General features: G+C 65.6%; 23 protein-coding genes. 15 read left to right on the top strand and 8 right to left on the bottom strand.

Annotated features, from left to right (window positions below):
• Positions 1–270 precede the first annotated feature (270 nt).
• The 4 genes from I6F24_RS19430 to I6F24_RS19415 all read left to right on the top strand — a co-directional run bounded on the left by I6F24_RS19430 (position 271) and on the right by I6F24_RS19415 (position 2,995).
• A complete protein-coding gene (locus I6F24_RS19430) occupies positions 271–732 on the top strand; it encodes an Hsp20 family protein (RefSeq protein ID WP_225149151.1) in 462 nt (153 codons plus the stop codon).
• A 77-nt stretch (positions 733–809) separates the two neighbouring features.
• Positions 810–1,301, top strand: a complete 492-nt coding sequence (locus I6F24_RS19425; protein WP_225126118.1) for an Hsp20/alpha crystallin family protein — start codon at positions 810–812, stop codon at positions 1,299–1,301.
• An 87-nt stretch (positions 1,302–1,388) separates the two neighbouring features.
• Positions 1,389–1,724, top strand: a complete 336-nt coding sequence (locus I6F24_RS19420; protein WP_074447551.1) for a hypothetical protein — start codon at positions 1,389–1,391, stop codon at positions 1,722–1,724.
• A gap of 164 nt (positions 1,725–1,888) precedes the next feature.
• Positions 1,889–2,995, top strand: a complete 1,107-nt coding sequence (locus tag I6F24_RS19415) for a trypsin-like peptidase domain-containing protein (RefSeq protein WP_109145920.1) — start codon at positions 1,889–1,891, stop codon at positions 2,993–2,995.
• Positions 2,996–3,289: 294 nt separating this feature from the next.
• Here the strand turns inward: I6F24_RS19415 and I6F24_RS19410 are convergent, their stop codons facing one another.
• Both I6F24_RS19410 and I6F24_RS19405 read right to left on the bottom strand, forming a co-directional pair.
• Positions 3,290–3,466, bottom strand: coding sequence for a hypothetical protein (locus I6F24_RS19410; RefSeq protein ID WP_225112092.1), 177 nt, complete (start codon positions 3,464–3,466; stop codon positions 3,290–3,292).
• A complete protein-coding gene (locus tag I6F24_RS19405) occupies positions 3,463–3,681 on the bottom strand; it encodes a hypothetical protein (RefSeq protein WP_225123961.1) in 219 nt (72 codons plus the stop codon). Before I6F24_RS19405 ends, I6F24_RS19410 begins: the two co-directional genes overlap by 4 nt.
• A 264-nt stretch (positions 3,682–3,945) precedes the next feature.
• Here I6F24_RS19405 and I6F24_RS19400 point away from each other — a divergent pair, with 264 nt between their 5' ends.
• Positions 3,946–4,347, top strand: a complete 402-nt coding sequence (locus I6F24_RS19400; protein WP_225149150.1) for a hypothetical protein — start codon at positions 3,946–3,948, stop codon at positions 4,345–4,347.
• A gap of 31 nt (positions 4,348–4,378) precedes the next feature.
• Here I6F24_RS19400 and I6F24_RS19395 read toward each other — a convergent pair whose 3' ends face one another.
• Positions 4,379–5,230, bottom strand: a complete 852-nt coding sequence (locus I6F24_RS19395; protein WP_225149149.1) for a CoA ester lyase — start codon at positions 5,228–5,230, stop codon at positions 4,379–4,381.
• Positions 5,230–5,733, bottom strand: a complete 504-nt coding sequence (locus tag I6F24_RS19390) for a MaoC family dehydratase (protein ID WP_346656912.1) — start codon at positions 5,731–5,733, stop codon at positions 5,230–5,232. The genes I6F24_RS19395 and I6F24_RS19390 overlap by 1 nt, the downstream gene beginning before the upstream one ends.
• Before the next feature lie 96 nt (positions 5,734–5,829).
• Here I6F24_RS19390 and I6F24_RS19385 point away from each other — a divergent pair, with 96 nt between their 5' ends.
• Complete coding sequence (locus I6F24_RS19385) at positions 5,830–6,996, top strand: acyl-CoA dehydrogenase family protein (RefSeq protein WP_060735112.1); 1,167 nt, start codon at positions 5,830–5,832, stop codon at positions 6,994–6,996.
• 20 nt (positions 6,997–7,016) lie between these two features.
• Here the strand turns inward: I6F24_RS19385 and I6F24_RS19380 are convergent, their stop codons facing one another.
• The 3 genes from I6F24_RS19380 to I6F24_RS19370 form a co-directional block, all read right to left on the bottom strand.
• Entirely contained in the window at positions 7,017–8,591 is a 1,575-nt protein-coding gene (locus I6F24_RS19380) for an AMP-binding protein (protein WP_225149387.1), read from the bottom strand.
• Positions 8,592–8,624: 33 nt separating this feature from the next.
• Positions 8,625–9,260, bottom strand: a complete 636-nt coding sequence (gene upp / locus I6F24_RS19375) for a uracil phosphoribosyltransferase (protein WP_036007202.1) — start codon at positions 9,258–9,260, stop codon at positions 8,625–8,627.
• 84 nt (positions 9,261–9,344) lie between these two features.
• A complete protein-coding gene (locus I6F24_RS19370) occupies positions 9,345–10,085 on the bottom strand; it encodes a crotonase/enoyl-CoA hydratase family protein (protein ID WP_225149147.1) in 741 nt (246 codons plus the stop codon).
• 85 nt (positions 10,086–10,170) lie between these two features.
• On the opposite strand from I6F24_RS19370, the gene I6F24_RS19365 reads away from it, so the two are divergent.
• The 8 genes from I6F24_RS19365 (at position 10,171) to I6F24_RS19330 (ending at position 19,291) form a co-directional block, all read left to right on the top strand.
• Positions 10,171–10,752, top strand: a complete 582-nt coding sequence (locus tag I6F24_RS19365; protein WP_036007209.1) for a TetR/AcrR family transcriptional regulator — start codon at positions 10,171–10,173, stop codon at positions 10,750–10,752.
• 162 nt (positions 10,753–10,914) lie between these two features.
• The gene (locus I6F24_RS19360) at positions 10,915–11,070 is read left to right on the top strand and encodes a hypothetical protein (protein WP_156446730.1); all 156 of its coding nucleotides are present in this window, start codon (positions 10,915–10,917) and stop codon (positions 11,068–11,070) included.
• Positions 11,071–11,081: 11 nt separating this feature from the next.
• The gene (locus I6F24_RS19355) at positions 11,082–11,171 is read left to right on the top strand and encodes a K(+)-transporting ATPase subunit F (RefSeq protein WP_035698142.1); all 90 of its coding nucleotides are present in this window, start codon (positions 11,082–11,084) and stop codon (positions 11,169–11,171) included.
• A gap of 111 nt (positions 11,172–11,282) precedes the next feature.
• The gene (gene kdpA / locus I6F24_RS19350; protein WP_225149146.1) at positions 11,283–12,986 is read left to right on the top strand and encodes a potassium-transporting ATPase subunit KdpA; all 1,704 of its coding nucleotides are present in this window, start codon (positions 11,283–11,285) and stop codon (positions 12,984–12,986) included.
• 23 nt (positions 12,987–13,009) lie between these two features.
• Complete coding sequence (gene kdpB, locus I6F24_RS19345; protein ID WP_225149145.1) at positions 13,010–15,127, top strand: potassium-transporting ATPase subunit KdpB; 2,118 nt, start codon at positions 13,010–13,012, stop codon at positions 15,125–15,127.
• A 108-nt stretch (positions 15,128–15,235) separates the two neighbouring features.
• Positions 15,236–15,841 (top strand): K(+)-transporting ATPase subunit C, encoded by a 606-nt coding sequence (locus I6F24_RS19340; RefSeq protein WP_225149144.1) that lies wholly within the window; start codon positions 15,236–15,238, stop codon positions 15,839–15,841.
• Positions 15,842–15,881: 40 nt separating this feature from the next.
• Positions 15,882–18,605: a sensor histidine kinase KdpD gene (locus I6F24_RS19335; RefSeq protein WP_225149143.1), complete on the top strand. Its 2,724-nt coding sequence runs from the start codon at positions 15,882–15,884 to the stop codon at positions 18,603–18,605.
• Complete coding sequence (locus I6F24_RS19330) at positions 18,602–19,291, top strand: response regulator transcription factor (protein ID WP_036027320.1); 690 nt, start codon at positions 18,602–18,604, stop codon at positions 19,289–19,291. The genes I6F24_RS19335 and I6F24_RS19330 overlap by 4 nt, the downstream gene beginning before the upstream one ends.
• A 120-nt stretch (positions 19,292–19,411) precedes the next feature.
• On the opposite strand, the gene I6F24_RS19325 is transcribed toward I6F24_RS19330, so the two are convergent.
• Positions 19,412–20,296 (bottom strand): Ku protein, encoded by an 885-nt coding sequence (locus I6F24_RS19325; protein WP_225149142.1) that lies wholly within the window; start codon positions 20,294–20,296, stop codon positions 19,412–19,414.
• A 118-nt stretch (positions 20,297–20,414) separates the two neighbouring features.
• On the opposite strand from I6F24_RS19325, the gene ligD reads away from it, so the two are divergent.
• A complete protein-coding gene (ligD, locus tag I6F24_RS19320; RefSeq protein ID WP_225149141.1) occupies positions 20,415–23,090 on the top strand; it encodes a DNA ligase D in 2,676 nt (891 codons plus the stop codon).
• Positions 23,091–23,155 lie beyond the last annotated feature (65 nt).

Below are 23,155 nucleotides of genomic sequence, written 5' to 3'. Positions count from 1 at the left end.
CTTACCCTCGACCCGCCCATTTTACCCCTATTTTACCTTGCCGTTGCCGCCGAGTGCGTCCGGGCTCGGCGGACCATCGATGGCGTCGAAAAAAAATCCGTTGGCCCCTCTTGAAACCGGTTTGCGGTTTTCTAAGTCGTTTTTCGCCGCGAGAGCGGTGTGTCGGATGCCAACCGGGTCCGGCACGGGCGCCGGGTTGGTCTTTCGGACCCGTCTGAAATCCCGCCTTGCGCTCCTTCGTATCCATCTTGCTCTTTGGAGGACTTGGTTATGAGGACCAGCTTTGACTTTGCGCCGCTGTGGCGCTCCACCATCGGCTTCGACCACCTGGCCGACCTCGTCGACAGCACGCTCCGCCAGGCGACCGAGGATAATTATCCCCCCTACAACATCGAGCGATCCGGCGAAGACCATTACCGGATCAGCCTTGCCGTGGCAGGCTTCGGCGCGAGCGACATCACCGTGACGGCCGAACAGAACGCGCTCACCATCGAGGGCAAGAAGCCCGAGACGGCTGCGCGCGAATACCTCTACCAGGGCATCGCCGCGCGTCCGTTCCGGCGCGTGTTCAACCTCGCCGACTATGTCCAGGTGAAGCAGGCCTCGTTCCAGGACGGGCTCCTGATCATCGACCTCGTCCGCGAGGTTCCGGAAGCCATGAAGCCGCGTCGCATTCCGATCGCGGGCGGCGCTCCTGCGGCAACGCAGATCGAGCAGAAGAAAGCAGCCTGATCGCTCGATCGAACAGGTAGCGGAACGCGGCGCGCGCGTGCGCGGGCCGCGCTTTCCGATGCATGAAGGAGGGTACCATGGCTTTTCGTGATCTCATTCCCTGGTCGAAGAACCAGGAGCTTGCGCCGGCGCGCGACAATTTCGATCCGTTCCTGACGCTTCACCGCGAGATGAACCGTCTGTTCGACGATGTCTTCCGCGGCTTCGGGGCGACCAGCCTGTCGCCGCTGATGGAGGGCCGTTTCGGCTGGCCGAAGGTCGAGCTCAGCGAGACCGACAAGACGCTGACCGTCTCGGCGGAGCTTCCCGGCCTGACGGAGAAGGACGTTCAGGTCGAGATCGCCAATGGCGTGCTGACCGTCCGCGGCGAGAAGAAGGCGGAGCGCAACGGCGAAGGCAAGTTCTTCACCGAGCGCTATTACGGCGCCTTCGAGCGGCAGATTCCGCTGGAGGGTGTCGAGGAGGACAAGGCCGAGGCATCGTTCAAGAACGGCGTCCTGACCGTGTCGCTGCCGAAATCGGAGAAGGCGCGCGAAGGCGTCAAGCGCATCGCGATCAATACGCATTAAAGTCAGGTGAGACGACGGCGATGTGGCGCCGCCGTCTCATCGTCAACAAGCCGTCCCCCTGGAAAGGAGCATGTGGGAGACCCATCGATGACCAACGTGAATACCAGTTCCGGCACTCTCAATCCGCTGTTTCATCCTGCCGCCCATTACGACTCGCCTGCCGACGTCCTGAATGCGGAGGAGCTCTCGTCGCCCGAGAAGCGCGTCATCCTGTCGTCCTGGGCATCGGACATGTATGCGGTCGAATCCTGTCCCGCCTTGCGCGAGATTCCCGGCATGAGCCACACGGTCCGGCTCGCCGACATTCTGGCCGCCTTGCGCAAGCTCGACGGCGACAATGACAATGATGATCCGCCGCGGGGCGGCGGCGTGCCGATGCGGCTGCGGCGGCCATGGGCCGCCGCAGAAGGGCAGGCGGCATGATAGTCACGCCCACCGTCCTCGCTCTCGTGCTGCTCGGTCAGGCCGCGGCAGCCTGGACTGTCCCGCTTCTGGCCCTGCAAGGCTGGATCGTCGCGTCAGGCGACGAAGGCTGAAGCCACGAAGGTTTCGAAACTCCCCACAACACAAGCGGCAGGGTGACGATGATGAATGCTGTGCGTCTGCTGTTCCTGGCCTTGCTGATGCTGACGCTCACGGCGTCGCAGCCTGCCGCCGGCCAGATCCCGGATGTGAAGACCGGCGGCCCGGTGCCGACCCTGGCGCCGCTGGTGCGCCAGGTGACGCCCGCCGTGGTCAACATCTCCGTGCACGGCCGCGTGCGCGAGGACAATCCGCTCTATCGCGATCCGCTGTTTCGCGAGTTCTTCGACGTTCCCCGGCAGATCGAGAAGGAGGTCAATGCGACCGGCTCCGGGGTCATCGTCGACGCCCAGCGCGGCTATGTGCTGACCAACAATCACGTGGTCGAGGGCACATCCGCCGTTCAGATCACGACCAAGGACGGCCGGCAGTTCTCCGCCAAGGTGATCGGCCGTGATCCGCCCACGGATGTCGCGGTGCTCCAGGTTCAGAACCCGGTCGGGCTCAAGGCGCTTGCCTTCGGCGACAGCGACGGGCTCGATGTCGGCGATTTCGTCCTCGCGATCGGCAATCCCTTCGGCCTCGGCCAGACCGTGACCTCGGGGCTCGTCAGCGCGCTGGGCCGCACCGGCCTCGGCAAGCAGGGCTATGAGGATTTCATCCAGACCGACGCGGCGATCAATCCCGGCAATTCCGGCGGCGCGCTGGTCAGCCTGCGTGGCGAGCTCGTCGGCATCAACTCGGCGATCATCTCGCCCGCGGGCGGCAACGTCGGCATCGGCTTTGCCATTCCGGTCAACATGGCGCGCAAGGTGATGGAGCAGATCATCGTGAGCGGCCGGGTCGAGCGCGGCCGCATCGGCATTTCGCTGAAGGACCTGCATCCGTCGGTCAACAAGGGATTGAATCAGGGCGCCGTCATCGCCGAGATCGCGGCGGATTCGCCCGCAGAGAAGGCCGGCCTGCGCAAGGGCGATGTCGTGACCGGCGCCGACGACCGCCCGATCCGCACTGCCGCCCAGCTCCGCAACACGATCGGCCTGGCGCGGATCGGCGAGGACGTGAAGCTCACGCTGCTACGCAACGGTGCGCCGTTCACCGCCACGGTGAGAGTGGCGCCCGCAGCCGGCACGAGCAGCGCACTCGCAGGCCCCAATCGCCTCGTCCGCTGAAACGAATGCGCAGGGACGAACCGCGGAAGCGGTTCGTCCCTGCGACGGCAGGGCTATGGCATATGACTTGTGATGGCGGTCGTTGCGCACGCCTCGTCCTTCGAGACGGCGCTTACGCGCCTCCTCAGGATGAGGCTCATCAGCGTCAGTGCCTCTTGAAACTGCAGCCACACACTCCGTCCTCATCCTGAGGAGCCCGCCTCAAGCGAGCGTCTCGAAGGATGGCCGCAGGGGAGAGCTCTCAAATGCGATAGCCCTCCCTGCGACGGTGCCGGGGAGGCGTGATCTCCCAGCTCAGGCCGCGCGGTGATCCCATTCGCCTTGCAGGTCCCGGATCAGCCGCCGCTCGCGTTCGATGCGCTGGCGATAAAGCTGGCGCTCATGCTCGCTCTTGGCGCTGGCAAGAAGCAGCTCGTAATGGCCGATGACCTTCTCGCTGCCGCGGATGAGCAGGTCGCGTTGGCTGTTCATTGCGCCATCCCCAACGCGTTCGCCGGCGCTTCGGCGGCGCGGAAGCCGACGGGAAAGGTGGTGGCGGTCAGGCCATCGAGCGCCGATCGCTCTTCGGCAAGTCGCCTCTCGATGAATTGGCGCTCGAGCTGCGACAGCCTGGTCTTCAGCAGGCGCCGGTAGCGGTGGATGTTGTTGCGGTGCGCACGAATGCGGGCCAAATTCTCATCGAGCATCGTCGTCTCTCCAGACGGTCGCGTTAGATCCTTTGGTTTGCGAGGATGAGAAGATCTCTTCTCGGCAAAAAAATATTCAGCGGGTGAGCGGTGTCAAGATGTTGGCGCGCCTGTCCTTGTCGCTGGCTCCTGGAGATCGATGGTCGGCCAATCGAGCTGTCCGGACGCCCGGGTTCCGGGCGCGATTGCCTTTTGTTGGCCGGCAAGCGAACCTCGTGTGGCCATATTTGAGCAGGAGTGATCTGTCGCGAGGGAGGCGCTCCGATGAACAAGGCACTGATCACTGCTGTCGCAATGCTGGCCTGCGTGCCCGCGGGCGCGCTCGCGCAGGAGCGCGCAGGCGACGCGGCGCTCGGCGCGGTCTCGGGTGCGGTCGTGCTTGGGCCGGTGGGTGCGGTCGCCGGCGCCTTGATCGGCTACACGGCCGGACCTTCGATCGCCCGGTCCTGGGGCCTGAGAGGCTCGCAGTCGGCCAGGCACCGGCAGCCGCCGCCGCGTCGCGCCGCCGCGACCGGTAGCCCGTCGCGCACGCGCGAGGCAATGGCCGCCAACGGCCAGATGAGAGCTGCCGGCAATCCGGCCCCGCCGGTCCAGGCTCCGCCGGTTCAAGCCGCGCCTGCCGCGCCGACGCATTCCTCGGCACCGCCCGTTCAGGGGTTCGACTGAGGCCGGCAGCCGGCCCGGCTTGCGTCCCGCTCTAGGACTGGCCGAGAATCTTCATCGCCGCGCGAAGGTGCGGCTTGTCGATCATCTGACCGTCGAGCCGCAACGTGCCGGAATTGGGATTGCTCGCGAACGCCGCGATCACCTTCTCCGCCCAGGCGCGCTCGGCCTCCGTCGGCGCGAAGGCCGCGTTGACGATGTCGACATGCTTGGGGTGGATCAGCGCCTTGGCCGAAAAACCGTCGCGCCGCGCGGCACGCGTCTCCTGCTCGAGGCCGGCGAGATTGTCGATGTCGGTGTAAACAGTGTCGATCGGCGCGACCTCGGCGGCTGCCGCCGCGATCAGGCAGAGATCCCGCGCCAGGCGATAGGGGCTGTGGAACACGCCGCCGCTCGCCTTCTCGGTAGCGCCGAGCGAGGCGGAGAGATCTTCCGCGCCCCACATCAGTCCGGCGAGGCGAGGGGAGCTGCCCTTGTAGCTGCCGAGCCCGAAGATCGAGCCGGCGGTCTCCGTCGCGACGCAGACGATGCGGGTCGCGCCGATCGCGATGCCGGAGGCGGCTTCCAAAGCTTCGAGCCAGGTCGCGACCTGACGCACGTCGTCGCCGCCTTGCGATTTCGGCAGCACGATGCCATCAGGCCTGCCCGGCATGATCGCGGCGAGATCGGCCAGCGTCATGCCGGTGTCGAGCGCGTTGACGCGGACATAGAGCTGATGCGGGCCGGGGCGGCTCTTCAGCATCGAGAGCGTGAGCTCACGCGCCTCCGCCTTCTTCTCGGTGACGACGGAATCCTCGAGATCGATGATCAGCGCGTCGGCCTTGCCTTCGCTCGCCTTCTCGAATTTGCGCGGGGAATCGCCCGGCACGAACAGCATCGAACGCATCAGACCGGCCTCTTGTGCATCATCGCCATGCGGCGGCATTTGCCGACAATCTCGTCGCTCTGGTTCAGGGCATGGTGCTCGAACTCGACGATGCCGGCCTTGGGCCGCGATCTGGATTCGCGCACAGAGAGCACCTTTGTCGTGGCCCGCAACGTGTCGCCATGGAAGACCGGCTTCGGAAAGGTGACGTCGGTCATGCCGAGATTGGCGACGGTAGTCCCTAAGGTCGTATCATACACCGTCATGCCGATCATGATGCCGAGGGTGTATAGGCTGTTGAAAATGCGCTGGCCGAACTCGGTCTTCTCGGCGAAATGCGCGTCGATGTGCAGCGGCTGCGGGTTGAGCGTCAGCAGGCTGAACATGGTGTTGTCCATCTCCGTGACGGTCCGGGTCAGCGGATGCCTGAACTCCTGGCCCACGGAAAAGTCCTCGAAATATAGTCCGGCCATCGCGGTTTCCTCCCTGCGAAATAACGGCGCGCGCGTCACGTCGCGCCGCATGACCCCATGCATGGTAGACACACTTCGCGGGCAAATTCACGTATCTGCCTGCAGTTTTTCGAGCTAAAGAACGCTTGGCGAAGGGAGATCAAGACCATGGATTTCGCGCTCACCGATCAGCAGGAAGCCATTCGCGACGCCATCGCCAAGATCTGCGAAGGTTTTCCCGACGCCTATTGGCTGAAGAAGGACCACGATGGCGGCTTCCCGCACGACTTCCACAAGGCGCTGGCGGACGCCGGCTGGCTCGGCATCTGCGTGCCGGAAGAGTATGGCGGCTCCGGGCTCGGCATCACGGAAGCTGCGATCATGATGCGCACCATTGCCGAGTCGGGTGCCGGCATGTCCGGTGCCTCGGCGGTGCACATCAACGTGTTCGGGCTCAACCCCGTCGTCGTGTTCGGCACCGAGGAGCAGCGCAGGCGCATGCTGCCGCCGATGGTCGAGGGCCGCGAGAAGGCGTGCTTCGCCGTCACCGAGCCCAACACCGGCCTCAACACCACCCAGCTCAAGACCCGCGCGGTCGCCAAGAACGACCGCTACATCGTCAATGGTCAGAAGGTGTGGATCTCGACGGCGCAGGTCGCGCACAAGATTTTGCTGCTGGCGCGCACCACGCCCCTGGAAGAGGTGCGCTCGCCCACCCACGGGCTCAGCCTGTTCTACACCGATTTCGACCGCAACAGGATCAAGGTCCACGAGATCGAAAAGATGGGCCGCAAGATCGTCGATTCCAACGAGCTGTTCTTCGAGGACTTCGAGATCCCGATGGAGGATCGCATCGGCGAGGAGGGCAAAGGCTTCGAGTACATCCTCGAAGGCATGAATCCGGAGCGCATTCTCATCGCGGCCGAGGCTGTCGGTTTGGGAAAACTCGCGCTGTCGCGCGCGACCGAATACGCCAAGACGCGCGTGGTGTTCAACCGGCCGATCGGCAAGAACCAGGGCATCCAGCATCCGCTTGCGGTGAACTGGGTCGAGCTCGAGGCGGCCTGGCTGATGGTGATGTCGGCGGCCTGGCAATACGACAAGGGCATGCCCTGCGGCGCCGCGGCCAATGCCGCAAAGTATCTGGCGGGCGAAGCGGGCTTCTCGGCCTGCGAACAGGCGGTGATGACCCATGGCGGCTTCGGCTACGCCAAGGAATTCCACGTCGAGCGCTATTTGCGCGAGGTGCTGATCCCGCGCATCGCGCCGGTCAGCCCGCAGCTCGCCCTCAGCTTCATCGCGGAAAAGGTGCTGGGGCTCGCCAAATCGTACTGAACAAGTCGTACTGAGCGAATCTATTCGGCGGCGATCCGCTCCATCGCCATGGCGCGAAGCCTGGCGCGCTGGATCTTCACGCCATTGGCACTGTCGGTCACCGGGAAGGCGTCCACGACATAGATCCGCGCCGGCACCTTGTAGCCGGCGAGCCGCTCGCGCAGACGCGCGATCAGCGTCTCCTGGATGGGCGGCTCCGTTGTCGGGATCACGAAGGCGACGCAGCGCGCCTGCCCCTTGAGATCGATGGCGACGACCTGGGCGTCGGCGACACCGGTGCAGGATTTGAGCTCGTCCTCGATCTCACCGGGCGCGACCAGGAAGCCACCGAGGCGCATCGCATCGCCGGCGCGAGTCTCGTAGACGAACGACCCGTCGCCGCGCAGCCGGCCGATGTCGCCGGTGCGGAAGAATCCGTCGACGGTGATCGCCTCGCGCGTTGCCTCCGGGTTGTTGAAATAGCCAAGGAAGCGCGAGGGTGCGCTGATCTCGATCTCGCCGGAGACGCCGCTGGCCGCAAGTTCTCCGGTCTCGACATCGCGCACGCGGACTTTCGCCTCCGGCGACATCGGCCAGCCGCCGCCCTCGATCCGATCGGCAAAGGCATCACTGGGGCCGCCGATCGAGAACAGCGCCTGCACCTCGCTCGATCCGTAGAGGCCATACAGCTTCATGCCGCGCGCTTCGGCTTCCACAGCCAGCTCGCGCCAGCCGGGCTGGAACGCGGCGAAGCCGCAGACTTCGAGATGCGGAAACGGGTGTGGCGCATCGGTGAGGGCGAGGATGCGCCGGAACATCTCGTCCGAACCGAAGGAATGCGTGATGCGCTCCGTGCTGAGGATCTCCAGCGCCGGCGCTGCTTCGAAGGCATCGAGCACATGAATGGTCGCGCCGGCCGCGAGGAAGCCGAGCAGGCTCGTCATGCCGAAGGTGCCGCAGAACGGCAGCATCGCCAGGAGCGAATGACGGTGGTGATCGAGCTGGAGCGCGTGGGCGACGGAGGCGGCGTGCGTCGCCAGCGTCGCTTGCGAATGCGCGACGAGCTTCGGCCCCTTGGTCGTGCCCGACGTGGTGTAGAGCAGCACGGGCAGGTCGACATCATCCTGGCGCGGCGGAGGGGAAGGGTAAGGCGTCTCGAACGCATCGAACCGCACGCAGGGCCAGCGTGCGGGGATCGCATCCGCGCCGACCACCGCCAGCCGTTCCAGCGCGGGCACCTCGGCCTCGGCGACATCGGCGAGGATGGCGGCAAAGTCGATCGCGCGGAATGCCGCCTCGACCACCATGAGCTTCGCGCCTGACAGCTTGAGCAGGTGCGCGACTTCCGCGCTGCGGTAGCGCGTGTTGACGGCGGCGGCGACCGCACCGAGCCGTGCGGCGGCGAACAGCAGTGTCAGCCATTCGACCCGGTTGACCAGCCAGACCGCAACGACGTCGCCCTTGCCGATGCCTTGCGCGGCTAGCCAGGCGGCGCTCTGCTCGACCTTCGCCGAGAATTCCGCGCGAGAGACGGCCTTGCCGTCGAATACCAGGGCAGGGTCGGCGGCGGTCTTGATCCGGAGCAGCGATTGCAGCGAAAAATCGTTGGCACTCATGGCCATCGGACTAACCCGGTCGTGCAAACCTGTCTACTTGGTGCCGAACATCCGGTCGCCGGCGTCGCCCAGGCCCGGCACGATATAGCCGTGGTCGTTGAGCCGCTCGTCGATCGCGGCGGTCCAGATCGGCACGTCGGGATGCTCGCTCTGGAACTTGGCGATGCCTTCAGGGGCGGCCAGGAGGCAGACGAAGCGGATATCGCGGGCGCCGCGCGCCTTGAGCAGGGAGGCGCCGGCGCAGGCCGAGTTGCCGGTCGCCAGCATCGGATCCATCAGGATCACGGTGCGGTCGGACAGGTCCTGCGGCGCCTTGAAGTAATATTCCACGGCCTGCAACGTCTCGGGGTCGCGGTAGAGCCCGATATGGGCGATGCGCGCCGACGGCATCAGGGCGAGCATGCCGTCGAGAAAGCCGACGCCGGCGCGCAGGATCGGCGCCAGCGTGAGCTTCTTGCCGGCGATCTTGGGTGCCTGCATCGGCGCGATCGGCGTCTCGATGTCCACCAGCTCCAGCGGCAGGTCGCGCGTCACCTCGTAGGCCAGCAGCATCCCGATCTCGTTCAGGATCTCGCGAAAGCTCTTGGTCGAGCGGTCCTTCTCCCGCATCAGGGAGAGCTTGTGCTGGACCAGGGGGTGGGCGACGACGTTGACATTGCCTGTGCTCATGAAACCGCTCTACACGGTTCCGTGAAACTGCGCCAGATCGGCCAGGGAGTTTTAGGCAACGCCTTTTCCGCGGGATAGCCGACCTCAACCGGGCAGCGCGACTGCGCTGCGCGCGCGGTTGCTTGCCTCATAGGCAGCCATGGTCAGCTCGCGACCGATCGCCGCGCGCATGGCGTCCATGGCTCCCCGGCGCAGGCGCCGCTTTGCCGTGGCATGCGACGGCTTGTGGATGGCGCGCAGGCCGGTGATGATCGTCTCGATCGTGGCGTCGACCATCTCAGGTGTAACCACGCGATCGAGAAAGCCGGCCGTCTGCGCCTCCCCGGGTTCGTACATCTCGCCAAGCGTGACGGTACGGCTGAGCCAGGCCGGATGCAGCCGGCTGCGCGCGAGCTCGATGGCAAAGCTGGGAGGCGCGATGCCGATCGCCACCTCGTTCAGCCCCATGCGGTGCGGTCCGCGCGCGCCCAGCCTGACGTCGCAGGCGAGCAGCAGGAACGTTCCCATCGGGTAAGCATGGCCCTCCATCACGCCGATGGTCGGATGTGGAAACGACATCAGCCGCAGCGCAAGCTCGGCGCCGGCCCGGACCATCTCCAGGCTCTTGGCAGCATCGCCCGAGGCGAACACTTTCAGATCGAAGCCCGCGGAAAAGATGCCTGGCCGGCCCGAGCGCAGCACCACGATCTCCGCCTCCGTCTCGGCGCGGTCGAAGGCGGCGCCGATCTCGCCCAGCATCGCGGCTGACATCACGTTGACCTTGCCGTCGTCGAGCCCGATCCGCGCCACGCCGTCGTTCAGTTCATAGGTCACTCTCTCAGGCATCTGCCTCTCTCCGTCATTGTCATGCCTTGACTGTCGGAGGCTGATGTAGACCAATCAATATAATTTCCGAGCGGAGGAGAGTGCCATGCCGGCCGTGCCGAAGCACCGTCAGCCCATCATCAATGCCGCGGTGACGCTATTCCGCCGCCAGGGATTTGCCCGCACCGGCCTCAACGACATCGTCGACGTCAGCGGCGCGCCGAAGGGGTCGCTCTATCATTACTTTCCGGACGGAAAATCCTCGATCGCGGTGGCAGCGGTGGAGGAGGCGGGCCGCCGCGTCGCGGCGACGGTCGCCGAGCTCGCGGCAGAGTGCGGCTCGACCGGCGAGCTCTTGCGCGCGCACGCCAGACTGCTGGCAGGCTGGATGCAGGGCTCCGGCTTCCGCAATGGCTGCCCGATCACGACCGTGCTGCTCGAGCTGGCGCCGCGCGAGCGCGCCGTGTCGGAGGCCGGTCGCAAGGCCTATGCGGCACGGCTATCGATCCTGCGTGACAAGCTCGTCGCCGACGGGTTTGCCAGGCCGCGGGCGGAGGCGCTGGCGGTGCTCTGCACGTCGGCGCTCCAGGGCGCGCTGATCCAGGCCCGCGTCGAGCGCAGCGGCCGGCCGATCGAGGTCACCGCGTCGGAGCTGGCGCGACTGATCGAGGCGGAGGTGAGGAGCTAGCCGCCGAGGCCGGGCACCACCAGGCCTCCGCCCCGTCCGGAGCGACCGCGGGACGCATTGCGGGTGCGCATAGCCGCTGGCTCCCGCCGGCCTTTATGAGATTCCTATAACGTTACCATAGCCCTCACCTCGAAAAGCTATGCGCGCAGTGGCACGTCAGCGGTGAAGTTTCCGGCTGGCGATGCGCTTGCATTGAACTCGGCCGGCGATCGTGTCGTACCAAGGAGTATCGCCATGATGGACCTTTTGATGCTGGCGCTGGGCTTCTTCTTCTTTGCCCTCGCGATCGGCTACACCTACGCCTGCGAACGGCTGTGAGGGAGCGGACCATGATCTTCGATTATGCGCTCGCCGGCGCCGTCTCGTTCGGCCTCCTGATCTATCTCACCTATGCACTGCTGCGGCCCGAGCGGTTCTGACGCCGTGCTGCTGCTCGCAAAATTGCTGCTGGCCGACGCTGCTCGTCGCGGGCCTGCTCGCGCTGCTCCTGCCGCTTTTGCGCCGGACCAAAAGCCTGAAGGGTTAATGCCATGACTATGATCGGCTGGTTCCAGATCATTCTCTATTGTGCGACTATCGTCGCGCTGACCAAGCCGCTGGGCTGGTACATGACGCGCGTGTTCAACGGCGAGCGCACCTTCCTGTCGCCTGTCCTGCGGCCGATCGAGGCCGGCATCTACTGGATCTCCGGCGTCGACGAGAAGCGCGAGCAGCACTGGCTGACCTACACGGTCGCGATGCTGCTGTTCCATGTCGCTGGCTTCCTCATCATCTACGGCCTGATGCGGCTGCAGGCCGTGCTGCCGTTCAATCCAGCCGGCCAATCCGCGGTCGCCGAGGATCTGTCCTTCAACACCGCGATCTCCTTCATCACCAATACCAACTGGCAGAACTACGGCGGCGAGAGCACGCTGTCCTATCTGACCCAGATGGTCGGCCTGACGCACCAGAATTTCCTGTCGGCGGCGACCGGCATCGTGCTCGCGGTTGCCCTGATCCGCGGCTTTGCCCGCGCGTCCATGCGCACAATCGGCAACTTCTGGGTCGATGTGACCCGCTGCACGCTCTACATCCTGCTGCCGATCTGTGTCGTGTTCACGCTGTTCCTGGTTTGGCAGGGCATCCCGCAAACGCTTGGCGACTACGTCGAAGCGACCACGCTCGAGGGCGCCAAGCAGACCATCGCGGTCGGCCCGGTCGCCTCGCAGGTCGCAATCAAGATGCTAGGGACCAATGGCGGCGGCTTCTTCAATGCCAATGCCGCTCACCCCTTCGAGAACCCGACCGCGCTGTCGAATTTCGTGCAGATGCTGTCGATCTTCGTGCTCGGCGCGGCGCTCACCAACGTGTTCGGCCGCATGGTCGGCAACCAGCGCCAGGGCTGGGCGATCCTCGCCGTGATGGGCGTGCTGTTCGTCGCAGGCGTCGCCGTTTGCTATTGGGCTGAAGCCAGCGGCACCACGACCCTGCATGCACTCGGCCTGACCGGCGGCAACATGGAGGGCAAGGAAGTCCGCTTCGGCATCGTCGCGTCCTCGCTGTTCGCGGTGATCACCACCGCCGCGTCCTGCGGTGCCGTGAACGCCATGCACGACAGCTTCACCGCGCTTGGCGGCATGGTCCCGCTGATCAACATGGAGTTAGGGGAGATCATCGTCGGCGGCGTCGGCGCCGGCCTATACGGCATGCTGCTGTTCGTCGTTCTCGCGATCTTCGTCGCAGGCCTGATGGTCGGCCGTACGCCGGAATATGTCGGCAAGAAGATCGAGGCCCGCGAGGTCAAGATGGCGATGCTCGCGATCCTGATCCTGCCGCTGATGATCCTGGGCTGGTCGGCCGTCGCGGTCGTGCTGCCCACCGGCGTTGCCTCGATGGCGAATGCGGGCCCGCACGGCTTCTCGGAAGTGCTCTACGCCTATACGTCGCAGACCGCCAACAACGGCTCCGCCTTCGCCGGCCTGACCGGCAACACCCCGTTCTACAACCTGACGGGCGCATCCGCGATGTTCGTCGGCCGCTTCTTCATGATCGTGCCGGCGATGGCGATCGCAGGCTCGCTCGCGGCCAAGAAGTCGATCCCGCCGTCGATGGGCACTTTCCCGACCACCGGAGGCCTGTTCGTCGGCCTCGTCGTCGGCGTCATCCTGATCATGGGCGGCCTGACCTTCTTCCCGGCGCTCGCACTCGGCCCCATCGTCGAGCATCTCGCAATGAACGCCGGCAACGTCTTCTGATCTCGCTTTTCGGAGTGACCTCCATGGAACCTGTCCACAAATCCAACAAGCGCATGCCGGTCTCGGCGATGCTGGATCCGAAGATCGTGATGCCAGCGATCGGCGCTGCCTTCACCAAGCTCGATCCGCGCGCCATGATCAAGAACCCTGTGATGTTCGTGGTCGAGATCGTGGCCGCGCTCACGACCGTGATCTTCCTGCGCGACCTCGTCACCGGCGGGGAGAATCTCGGCTTCACCTTCCAGATCATCCTCTGGCTGTGGTTCACCGTGCTGTTCGCCAATCTCGCCGAAGCCGTGGCCGAGGGCCGTGGCAAGGCGCAGGCCGAGACACTGCGCAAGACCCGCACCGAGAGCCAGGCCAAGCTCCTGAGCGGCGCGGGCCGGGACTACAAGCTCGTGCCGGGCACGAGCCTGAAGGTCGGCGATCTCGTGTTGGTCGAGGCCGGCGACACCATCCCCTCGGACGGCGAGGTGGTCGAGGGCGTCGCCTCCGTCAACGAGGCCGCCATCACCGGCGAGTCCGCGCCCGTGATCCGCGAATCCGGCGGCGACCGTTCGGCGGTGACGGGCGGCACGCAGGTGCTGTCGGACTGGATCCGGGTGCGCATCACCGCCGCGCAGGGCTCGACCTTCATCGACCGCATGATCAAGCTGGTCGAGGGCGCCGAGCGGCAGAAGACGCCGAACGAGATCGCGCTCAACATCCTGCTCGCCGGCCTCACCATCATCTTCGTGTTCGCCACGGTGACGATCCCGAGCTACGCCGCTTATGCCGGCGGCTCGATCTCGGTGGTCGTGCTGGTCGCTCTGTTCGTGACGCTGATCCCGACCACGATCGGTGCGCTGTTGTCGGCGATCGGCATCGCCGGCATGGACCGCCTGGTGCGCTTCAATGTGCTGGCGATGTCGGGCCGCGCGGTCGAGGCCGCCGGCGACGTCGACACGCTGCTGCTCGACAAGACCGGCACCATCACCCTCGGCAACCGGCAGGCGACGGCCTTCCGTCCCGTGCGCGGCGTCACCGAGCAGGAGCTGGCGGATGCCGCTCAGCTTGCCTCGCTGGCGGACGAGACCCCGGAAGGCCGCTCCATCGTCGTGCTGGCCAAGGAGAAGTACGGCATCCGCGGCCGCGACATGGCCGAACTGGGCGCGACCTTCGTGCCGTTCACGGCGCAGACCCGAATGAGCGGTGTCGATGCGGGCGGCTCGTCGGTGCGCAAGGGCGCGGTCGATGCGATGCTCAATTATATCGCCGGCAGGGCGCCGACCGCGATCTCCTCCGGTAATGCGGCACGGGCGATGCAGCCCGCGGCCCTATCCGAGGCGGGCCGCGAGATCAGCGCCATTGCCGACGAGGTCGCCAAATCGGGCGGCACGCCGCTGGCGGTAGCCAAGGACGGAAAGCTGCTCGGCATCGTCCAGCTCAAGGACATCGTCAAGGGCGGCATCCGCGAACGCTTCGCCGAGCTCCGCCGCATGGGCATCCGCACCATCATGATCACCGGCGACAACCCGATGACGGCGGCCGCGATCGCCGCGGAAGCCGGCGTCGACGATTTCCTGGCGCAGGCAACGCCCGAGGACAAGCTCAAGCTGATCCGCGACGAGCAGGCCAAGGGCAAGCTGGTGGCGATGTGCGGCGACGGCACCAACGACGCGCCGGCGCTCGCCCAGGCCGATGTCGGCGTCGCCATGAACACCGGCACGCAGGCAGCCCGCGAGGCCGGCAACATGGTCGACCTCGACTCCAACCCGACCAAGCTGATCGAGGTGGTCGAGATCGGCAAGCAGCTCCTGATGACGCGCGGTGCGCTGACCACGTTCTCGATCGCCAACGACGTGGCCAAGTATTTTGCGATCATCCCTGCGATGTTCCTGGCGTTCTATCCGCAGCTTGGCGTGCTCAACGTCATGAACCTGTCGAGCCCGCAGAGCGCCATCCTGTCGGCGATCATCTTCAATGCGCTGATCATCATCGGCTTGATCCCGCTGGCGCTGAAGGGCGTCGCCTATCGCGCCGTCGGTGCCGGCGCGCTGCTCCGCCGCAACCTCCTGATCTACGGGCTCGGCGGCATCGTCATTCCTTTCATCGGCATCAAGGCGATCGACCTCGTCGTGACCGCCTTGCACTTGGCCTAACCCGTCATTGCGAGGAGCGAAGCGACGAAGCAATCCAGACTGCCTCCGCGGAAAGACCCTGGATTGCTTCGCTTCGCTCGCAATGACGGAAGAAACAGGAGAAAGCACATGCTCAGAGAAATCCGCCCCGCCATCGTTCTCTTGCTGGTACTCACCGCCATCACGGGCCTTGCCTATCCGCTCGCCATGACCGGCATTGCCGGCGCGTTGTTTCCCGTGCAGGCGCAAGGCAGCCTGATCGAGAAGGACGGCAAGGTGATCGGCTCCGCCCTGATCGGGCAAGAATTCAAGGACGACAAATATTTCCACGGCCGCCCCTCGGCGACGCTGGCGCCTGACCCGAACGATTCGACCAAGACGGTGTCCGCGCCCTACAACGCCGCCAATTCGGGCGGCTCCAATCTCGGTCCGACCAGCAAGGCGCTGGCCGACCGGTTGAAGGAAGATGTGGACAAGCTCAGGAGCGAAAACCCGAGCGCCCCGGTGCCGGTCGACCTGGTGACGACCTCGGCCAGCGGCCTCGACCCGAACATCTCGCCGGAAGCGGCGCAATTCCAGGTGCCGCGCGTGGCGAAGGCGCGGAAGCTGCCTGAGGATCAGGTCAAGCAGCTCGTGACCGCCAGCACCGAAGGCCGCCTGCTCGGCCTGCTCGGCGAGCCCAGGGTTAACGTTCTGGCATTGAATCTCGCGCTCGATCGCATGGCCGCGAGGTAGCCGTCTAGGCTCGCAGTGGAGGGGTGACTATACTGGCAAGATGGTCCGAGAGCGCCGCGATCCCGAACAACGTCCGTCACCGGAGGCCCTGCTGGAAGCGGCGCGCCGGGAGGAGGGTGCGAGCGGCAGGCTGAAGATCTTCGTCGGCGCCGCTCCCGGCGTCGGCAAGACCTACGAGATGCTGCAAAGCGCCCAGGCCAAGCGCAAGGCCGGCATCGATGTCGTGGTCGGTTTCGTCGAGACCCATGGCCGTGCCGAGACCGAGGCGCTGGTGCGCGGCCTCGAAGTGGTCCCGCGCAAGAGGCTGGACTACCGCGGCCAGATCGTCGAGGAGATGGACCTCGACGCGGTGATCGCGCGGCGGCCGCAGATTGCGCTCGTCGACGAACTCGCCCACACCAATGCGTCCGGAAGCCGCCATCCCAAGCGCTATCTCGACGTCGAGGAGCTGCTCTCGCACGGCATCGACGTCTATACCGCCGTCAACATCCAGCACATCGAGAGCCTGAACGACGTCGTTGCCCAGATCACCCATGTCCGGGTGCGCGAGACCGTGCCGGATTCGGTGTTCGACCGCGCCGACGCGATCGAGCTGATCGACCTCACGCCCGACGACCTGATCCAGCGCCTGAAGGAGGGCAAGGTCTATGTGCCCAAGCAGGCCGAGCGGGCGCTGGAGCATTATTTCTCGCCAGGCAATCTCACGGCGCTGCGCGAGCTCGCACTGCGGCGCACCGCCGAGCGGGTCGACGAGCAGCTGCTCAACCACATGCAGGCGAATGCGATTCCGGGGCCCTGGGCGGCGGGTGAGCGCATCCTGGTCTGCGTCAGCGAAGACCCGCGCGCGGCCGGCCTCGTGCGCTACACCAAGCGATTGGCCGACCGGCTGCATGCGCCGTTCACCGCGATTTCGATCGAGACGCGGCGATCGCTGCAATTGTCCGACGAGGAGCGCGATCGGCTGGCCGATACGCTGCGGCTCGCGGAATCGCTCGGCGGCGAAGCCTTGACCATTCCCGCCGCCGGCCGCCGCATCGCTGACGATCTCATCGGTTTCGCGCACGGCAACAACGTCACCCAGATCGTGATCGGCAAGTCGACGCGCTCGCGCTGGTTCGAGATGACGCGCGGCTCGGTCGTGCACGACCTGGTACGGCGTGCGGGCAATATCAGCGTTCACGTCATTCCCGGCAACGAGCTTTCCGGAGAGGCCGCGCCCAAGATGGCGGTGCAGACCGCCGCACGATCCGAGCCGTTCGATCCTTTGCCTTTTCTCAAGGCGCTTGGGATCGTGCTTGTGGGTCTCGGCGCTGCCAAGCTGATCCAGCCCTATTTCGGCATCGAGAACGTCGATCTCGTGCTGCTGACCTCGGTCGTCGCGGTTGCCGTGCGCTACGGCCTGTGGCCCTCGCTGCTGGCCACGGTGGCGGCTTCGCTCTGCTACAATTTCTTCTTCATCCCGCCGATCTACACCTTCACGATCACCGACCCGACCAATGTCGCCGCTTTCGTGCTGTTCATGGTGGTGGCGATGATCGTCTCCAATGTCGCGGCGCGCGTGCGCATCCAGGCCGACACCGCGATCGGCCGGATCAGGATGACCGAGCAGCTCTATGCCTTCAGCCGCAAGCTCGCCGGCACCGCCACGCTCGACGACGTCTTGTGGGCGAGTGCCTACCAGATCGCATTGATGCTCAAGGTCCGCGTGGTGCTGCTGTTGCCGGATGACGGCCTGCTTACGGTGAAATCAGGCTATCCGCCCGAAGACGAGCTCGACCAGGCCGACCTTGCCGCCGCCAACTGGGCCTGGAGCAACGATCGCCCCGCCGGCCGCGGCTCGGACACCTTGCCCGGCGCAAAACGGCTGTTCCTGCCGATGCGCACCGGGCGGGGCCCAATCGGTGTGATCGGCATCGACAACGATCGCACCGGCCCGCTGCTGACGCCGGACCAGCGGCGGCTACTCGATGCGCTGGTCGACCAGGGCGCGCTCGCGATCGAGCGTGTGCTGCTGGTCGAGGACATGGACCGCGTCAAGCGCACCGTCGAATCCGAGCGGCTGCGCTCGGCGCTGTTGACCTCGATCTCGCACGATCTGAAGACGCCGCTCGCCTCGGTGTTAGGGGCGGCCTCCACCATGCGCGATCTCGCCGGCGCGCTCTCGGACACCGAGAAGCGCGATTTGCTCGCCACCGTGATCGACGAATCCGAGCGGCTCAACCGCTTCATCGCCAATCTGCTCGACATGACCAAGCTCGAATCCGGCGCCATCGTGCCCAACACAGCGCTGCACGATCTCAGCGAGATCGTCGGCAGCGCGCTCCGGCGCGCCAGCAAGATCCTCAGCCGCCACAAGGTCGAGCTGGTGCTGGCCGCCGATCTGCCGATGCTCCAGCTCGACGCCGTGCTGTTCGAGCAGGTGCTGTTCAACCTGCTTGACAATGCCGCGAAATACGCGCCCCCCGAAACCACGATCTCGATCCGCGGCCGGCGCGACAGCGCTCATGTCGTGCTCGAGGTCGCCGACGAGGGCGCCGGCATTCCACCGGACGAGCTCGAGAGCGTGTTCGACAAGTTCTATCGCGTGCAGAAGGGCGATCACGTCCGTCCCGGCACCGGGCTCGGGCTTGCCATCTCGCGCGGCTTCGTCGAGGCGATGCGCGGCACGATCTCCGCCGCCAATCGCAGCGAGCGGAGCGGCGCGGTCCTCACCATTCGCCTGCCGGTTCCGGCAGAGAGCCACGCATTGGATACCGCCGCATGAGCGCTGCTCCGATCAAGGTCCTGGTCATCGACGACGAGCCGCCGATCCGCAAATTGCTGCGAATGGGGCTGACGACCCAGGGCTACGAAATCCTGGAAGCGCCGAACGGCAAGACGGCGCTGGAGAAACTTGGCGAGGAGCCGGCGCTGATCATCCTGGATCTCGGCCTGCCCGACGTTCAGGGCCATGAGCTGCTCCGCACCATCCGCGCCCGCAACGACGGCGTGCCGATCGTGGTGCTGTCGAGCCGCGGCGACGAAGCCGGCAAGGTCCAGGCGCTCGATCTCGGCGCCGACGATTATCTCACCAAGCCGTTCGGCATGGAGGAGCTGCTGGCGCGCCTGCGCGCCGCGCTGCGCCACCAGCTTCAGGTCAAGGGCGAGCGTCCGGTGTTCCGCACCGGCGATCTCTCGGTCGATCTCGTTCGTCGCATCGTCAAGGTCGGGGATCGCGAGGTGAAGCTCTCGCCGAAGGAATACGATCTGTTGCGGGTGCTGGTGCAGCACGCCGGCAAGGTGCTCACCCACCGCTTCCTGCTGAAGGAGCTGTGGGACGAATTGACCGACGCGCAATATCTGCGCGTCTATGTCCGCCAGCTTCGCCAGAAGATCGAAGCCGATCCGGAGCAGCCGCAATACGTGCTGACGGAGACGGGGATCGGGTATCGGCTGAAGGCGGGGGAATAGACCCCGGCTGTCATTCCGGGACGCGCCCGTTGGCGCGGGCCCGGAATCCATTTCTCTGCCCGTCGCGCTTGGCACGATGGATTCCGGGCTCGATGCTTCGCATCGCCCCGGAATGACGAACTAACCCGCCTTCCTGTGCCTTGCCGTCGACCGGTGCGCCTTCTTCGCGCTGCGGTGCCGTCCGGTCGCGCGCCGCGCGTGCGACTTCGCCGCCGACTTCTTCCCGCCGCGTCCCTTCAGGCTCTGCTTCAGAGCGTCCATCAGGCCGACGACGTTGCTCGGCCGTTCCTCGGGCTCGGGCAGCTCGATCTTCTTGCCGCTGGCCTTGCGCTTCACCAGGGCCTTCAACGCGTCCTCGTATTCGTCCTTGAACTTGCTGGGATCGAAATGCGCCGCCTTGGTCTGCAGGATGTGGCCGGCGAGCTCGACCATGTCCTTGGTGATCTTCGGGCTCTTGATGTCGTCGAAGAACTGGTCCTCCTCGCGCAGCTCGTAAGGGAAGCGCAGCGTGGTGCCGAGCAGGCCCTTGCCGCGCGGCTCGATCGCCATGACGTGCTCGCGATTCGTCAGAACGATCTTGGCGAGCGCCACGCGCTCCTGGTCCTTCATGGCGTCGCGGATCACCGCGAAGGCGTCGACCGCGGCCTTGCCGTCGGGGGCGATGTAGTAGGGGTGGTTGAGGAAGCGCTGGTCGATCTCCTCGCGCGGCACGAAGCTCTCGATGTCGATGGTGTGATTGCTCTCGATCTGGACCGCCTCGAGCTCCTCCGGCTCGATCTCGACGTACTTGCCCTTGCGCACTTCGTAGCCGCGGCCCTTCTGGTCGCTCTCGACGACGTCGCCGGTCTCGGAATCGATCATCTGCTGCTTGAGCCGGTTCCCGGTCTCGCGGTTGATCAGGTGAAACCGCGTCTTCTCGGCCGCGGTGGTCGCCGGATAGAGCACGACCGGGCAACTGACCAGCGACAGCTTCAACGTTCCCTTCCAGTAGGCGCGCGGGGCCATTCCATTCTCCAGCGTTTTCAAGGCGTTTTGGAACCCCAACCGTCCCATCGGGTTTTGGTTCCGGGCGGGACTTTCGCCGTGATAGGCTTCAAGTGCCGAACGAGAAGCGGGACGGGACGTGCTGCAGAAACTCTCCACCTACCGACAGAAGCGGGACTTCGAGAAAACGCCGGAGCCATCGGGCAAGACCGCCGTGGCGCCATCGAAACAGCGGCGCTTCGTCATCCAGAAGCATGATGCGACCCGGCTGCACTACGACCTCCGGCTCGAATTCGACGGCGTGTTCAAGTCCTGGGCGGTGACGAAGGGGCCTTCGCTTGATCCCCACGACAAGCGGCTGGCCGTCGAAGTCGAGGACCATCCGCTCGATTACGGCGATTTCGAAGGCACGATTCCGGAAGGCCAGTACGGCGGCGGCACCGTGATGTTGTGGGACCGCGGCACCTGGGAATCGGACGATCCGGAAGCCGGCTTCAAGAAAGGCGACCTGAAGTTCACGCTCCATGGCGACAAGCTGCAGGGAAGCTGGGTCTTGGTGCGGATGCGCAACCGCGGCGGCGAGAAGCGGACCAACTGGCTCTTGATCAAGCATCGTGACGAGTATGTCCGCGAAGGCGCGGACAACGATATTCTCGAGCAGGACAAGTCCGTCGCCTCGGGCCGGGCGATGGAACAGATCGCGGAGGGAAAGGGCCGCGCGCCGAAGCCGTTCATGCTGGCGAAGGGGACCAAGGGCAAGGCCGACGCGGTCTGGCAGTCCAACCGCGCGGAAGAGACGAAAGGGCGGACGGTGAAGCCGTCGCCGCGCACCGCGTTGAAGGGCGGCAAAGCGGCGAAGAAAACTGCCGCGACCGCGACGAGGGCTAAGACGGTGTCTGAGATGCCGGATTTCGTTGCGCCGCAGCTCTGCACGCTGGTCGAGCGGCCGCCCGGAGACGAGGGCTGGTGCCACGAAATCAAATTCGACGGCTATCGCGTTCAGCTCCGGGTCGAGGACGGCGAGGCAACGCTGAAGACGCGCAAGGGTCTCGACTGGACCAGCAAGTTCGCCTCCATCGCCGAGGAAGCCGCCGCGCTGCCGGACGTGATGATCGACGGCGAGATCGTCGCGCTCGACCATAACGGCGCGCCGAACTTCTCCTCGCTGCAAGCTGCGCTGTCCGATGGCAAGACCGACGACCTGATCTTCTTCGCCTTCGATCTGCTTTTCGCGGAAGGGCAGGACTACCGTCGGCTGCCGCTTGGGGAGCGCAAGGCGCAGCTCAAGAAGCTGCTGGAATCGCGCAAGCGGAAATCGACTCAGATCCGCTATGTCGAGCATTTCGAGAGCGGCGGCGATGCGGTGCTGCAATCGGCCTGCAAGCTCGAGCTCGAAGGGGTGGTGTCGAAGAAGCTGAACGCGCCGTATCGTTCGGGGCGCACCGAGAGCTGGGTCAAGTCGAAATGCCGCGCCGGACACGAGGTGGTGATCGGCGGCTACAAGACCACCAACGGCAAATTCCGTTCGCTGATGGCAGGCGTGCAGCGCGGCGATCATCTCGCCTTCGTCGGCATGGTCGGCACCGGCTTTGGCGCTGATAAAGTCAAGCGCATCATGCCGGCGCTGAAGGCGATTGAGAGCAAGGAAAGCCCGTTCGGCGGCAAGAACGCGCCGAAGAAGACGCGGGACGTGCATTGGCTGAAGCCGGAGCTCGTCGCCGAAATCGAGTTCGCGGGCTTCACGGCCGACGGCAATATTCGCCAGGCGGCCTTCAAGGGCTTGCGGCAGGACAAGGCGGCCGAGGAGGTCGAGGCCGAGACGCCCGTCGACACCGAGCTCGCCGAGCCCAAAACCAGGAAGTCGGCGCGCGCGAAGGCGGGCGGGCGAGCGAAGCAGACCGCTCAAAATGCCGAGGTCATGGGCGTCGTCATCTCCAAGCCGGACAAGCCGCTCTGGCCGGATGACGGCGATGGTGGTGCCGTCACCAAGCTGGATCTTGCCCGCTACCTCGAAGCCGTCGGCGAATGGATGATCGTGCATCTCAAGGGCCGGCCCTGTTCGCTGATCCGCGCGCCCGACGGCATCAAGGGCGAGTGCTTCTTCCAGCGCCATGCGATGCAGGGAACGTCGAACCTTCTTGAGCTCGCGCGGGTCTCCGGCGACCGCAAGCCGTATCTTCAGATCGACCGGATCGAAGGGCTCGCCGCGGTGGCGCAGATCGGCGGCGTCGAGCTGCATCCCTGGAACTGCGCGCCCTATGCCTATGACACCCCGGGCCGCCTGGTGTTCGATCTCGACCCCGCCCCCGACGTGGACTTTCCCGACGTGGTCGAGGCGGCCAAGGAGATGCGGCAGCGGCTCGCCGATATCGGCATGGACAGCTTCTGCAAGACCACCGGCGGCAAGGGCCTTCACGTCGTGGTGCCGCTGCTCCATGGCGCGCGCGACAAGGTGAGCTGGAAGGAGGCCAAGGCGTTTGCGCAAGGCGTCTGCCAGTGGATGGCCGACGACGATCCCGAGCGCTATCTGCTCAACATGTCGAAGAAGCTGCGCAGGGGAAAGATCTTCCTGGATTATCTGCGCAACGACCGCATGTCGACGGCGGTGGCCCCGTTGTCGCCCCGAGCGCGCGCCGGGGCCACGGTCTCGATGCCGGTGACCTGGGCGCAGGTGAAGAGCGACCTCGATCCCAAGCGCTATACGCTGCGCACCGTGCCGGCCCTGCTGGCGCGATCGAAGGCATGGGAGGGGTATGAGGATGCAGCCGTGTCGATCAAGGCCGCGATGAAGAAGCTGGCGGGGAAGGTGAAGTAGGTCTGCCGCTGTTGCGGGGAAGGCGGGTGTCGTAGGGTGGGCAAAGCGGAGCGTGCCCACCACCT

The sequence above is a fragment of the Bradyrhizobium sp. BRP23 genome (genome assembly GCF_020194135.1).
GTDB classification, from domain to species: Bacteria; Pseudomonadota; Alphaproteobacteria; order Rhizobiales; family Xanthobacteraceae; genus Bradyrhizobium; species Bradyrhizobium yuanmingense.
The sequence above is the reverse complement of the archived record's forward strand: the minus strand, read 5'-3'. Positions and strand labels throughout refer to the sequence as shown.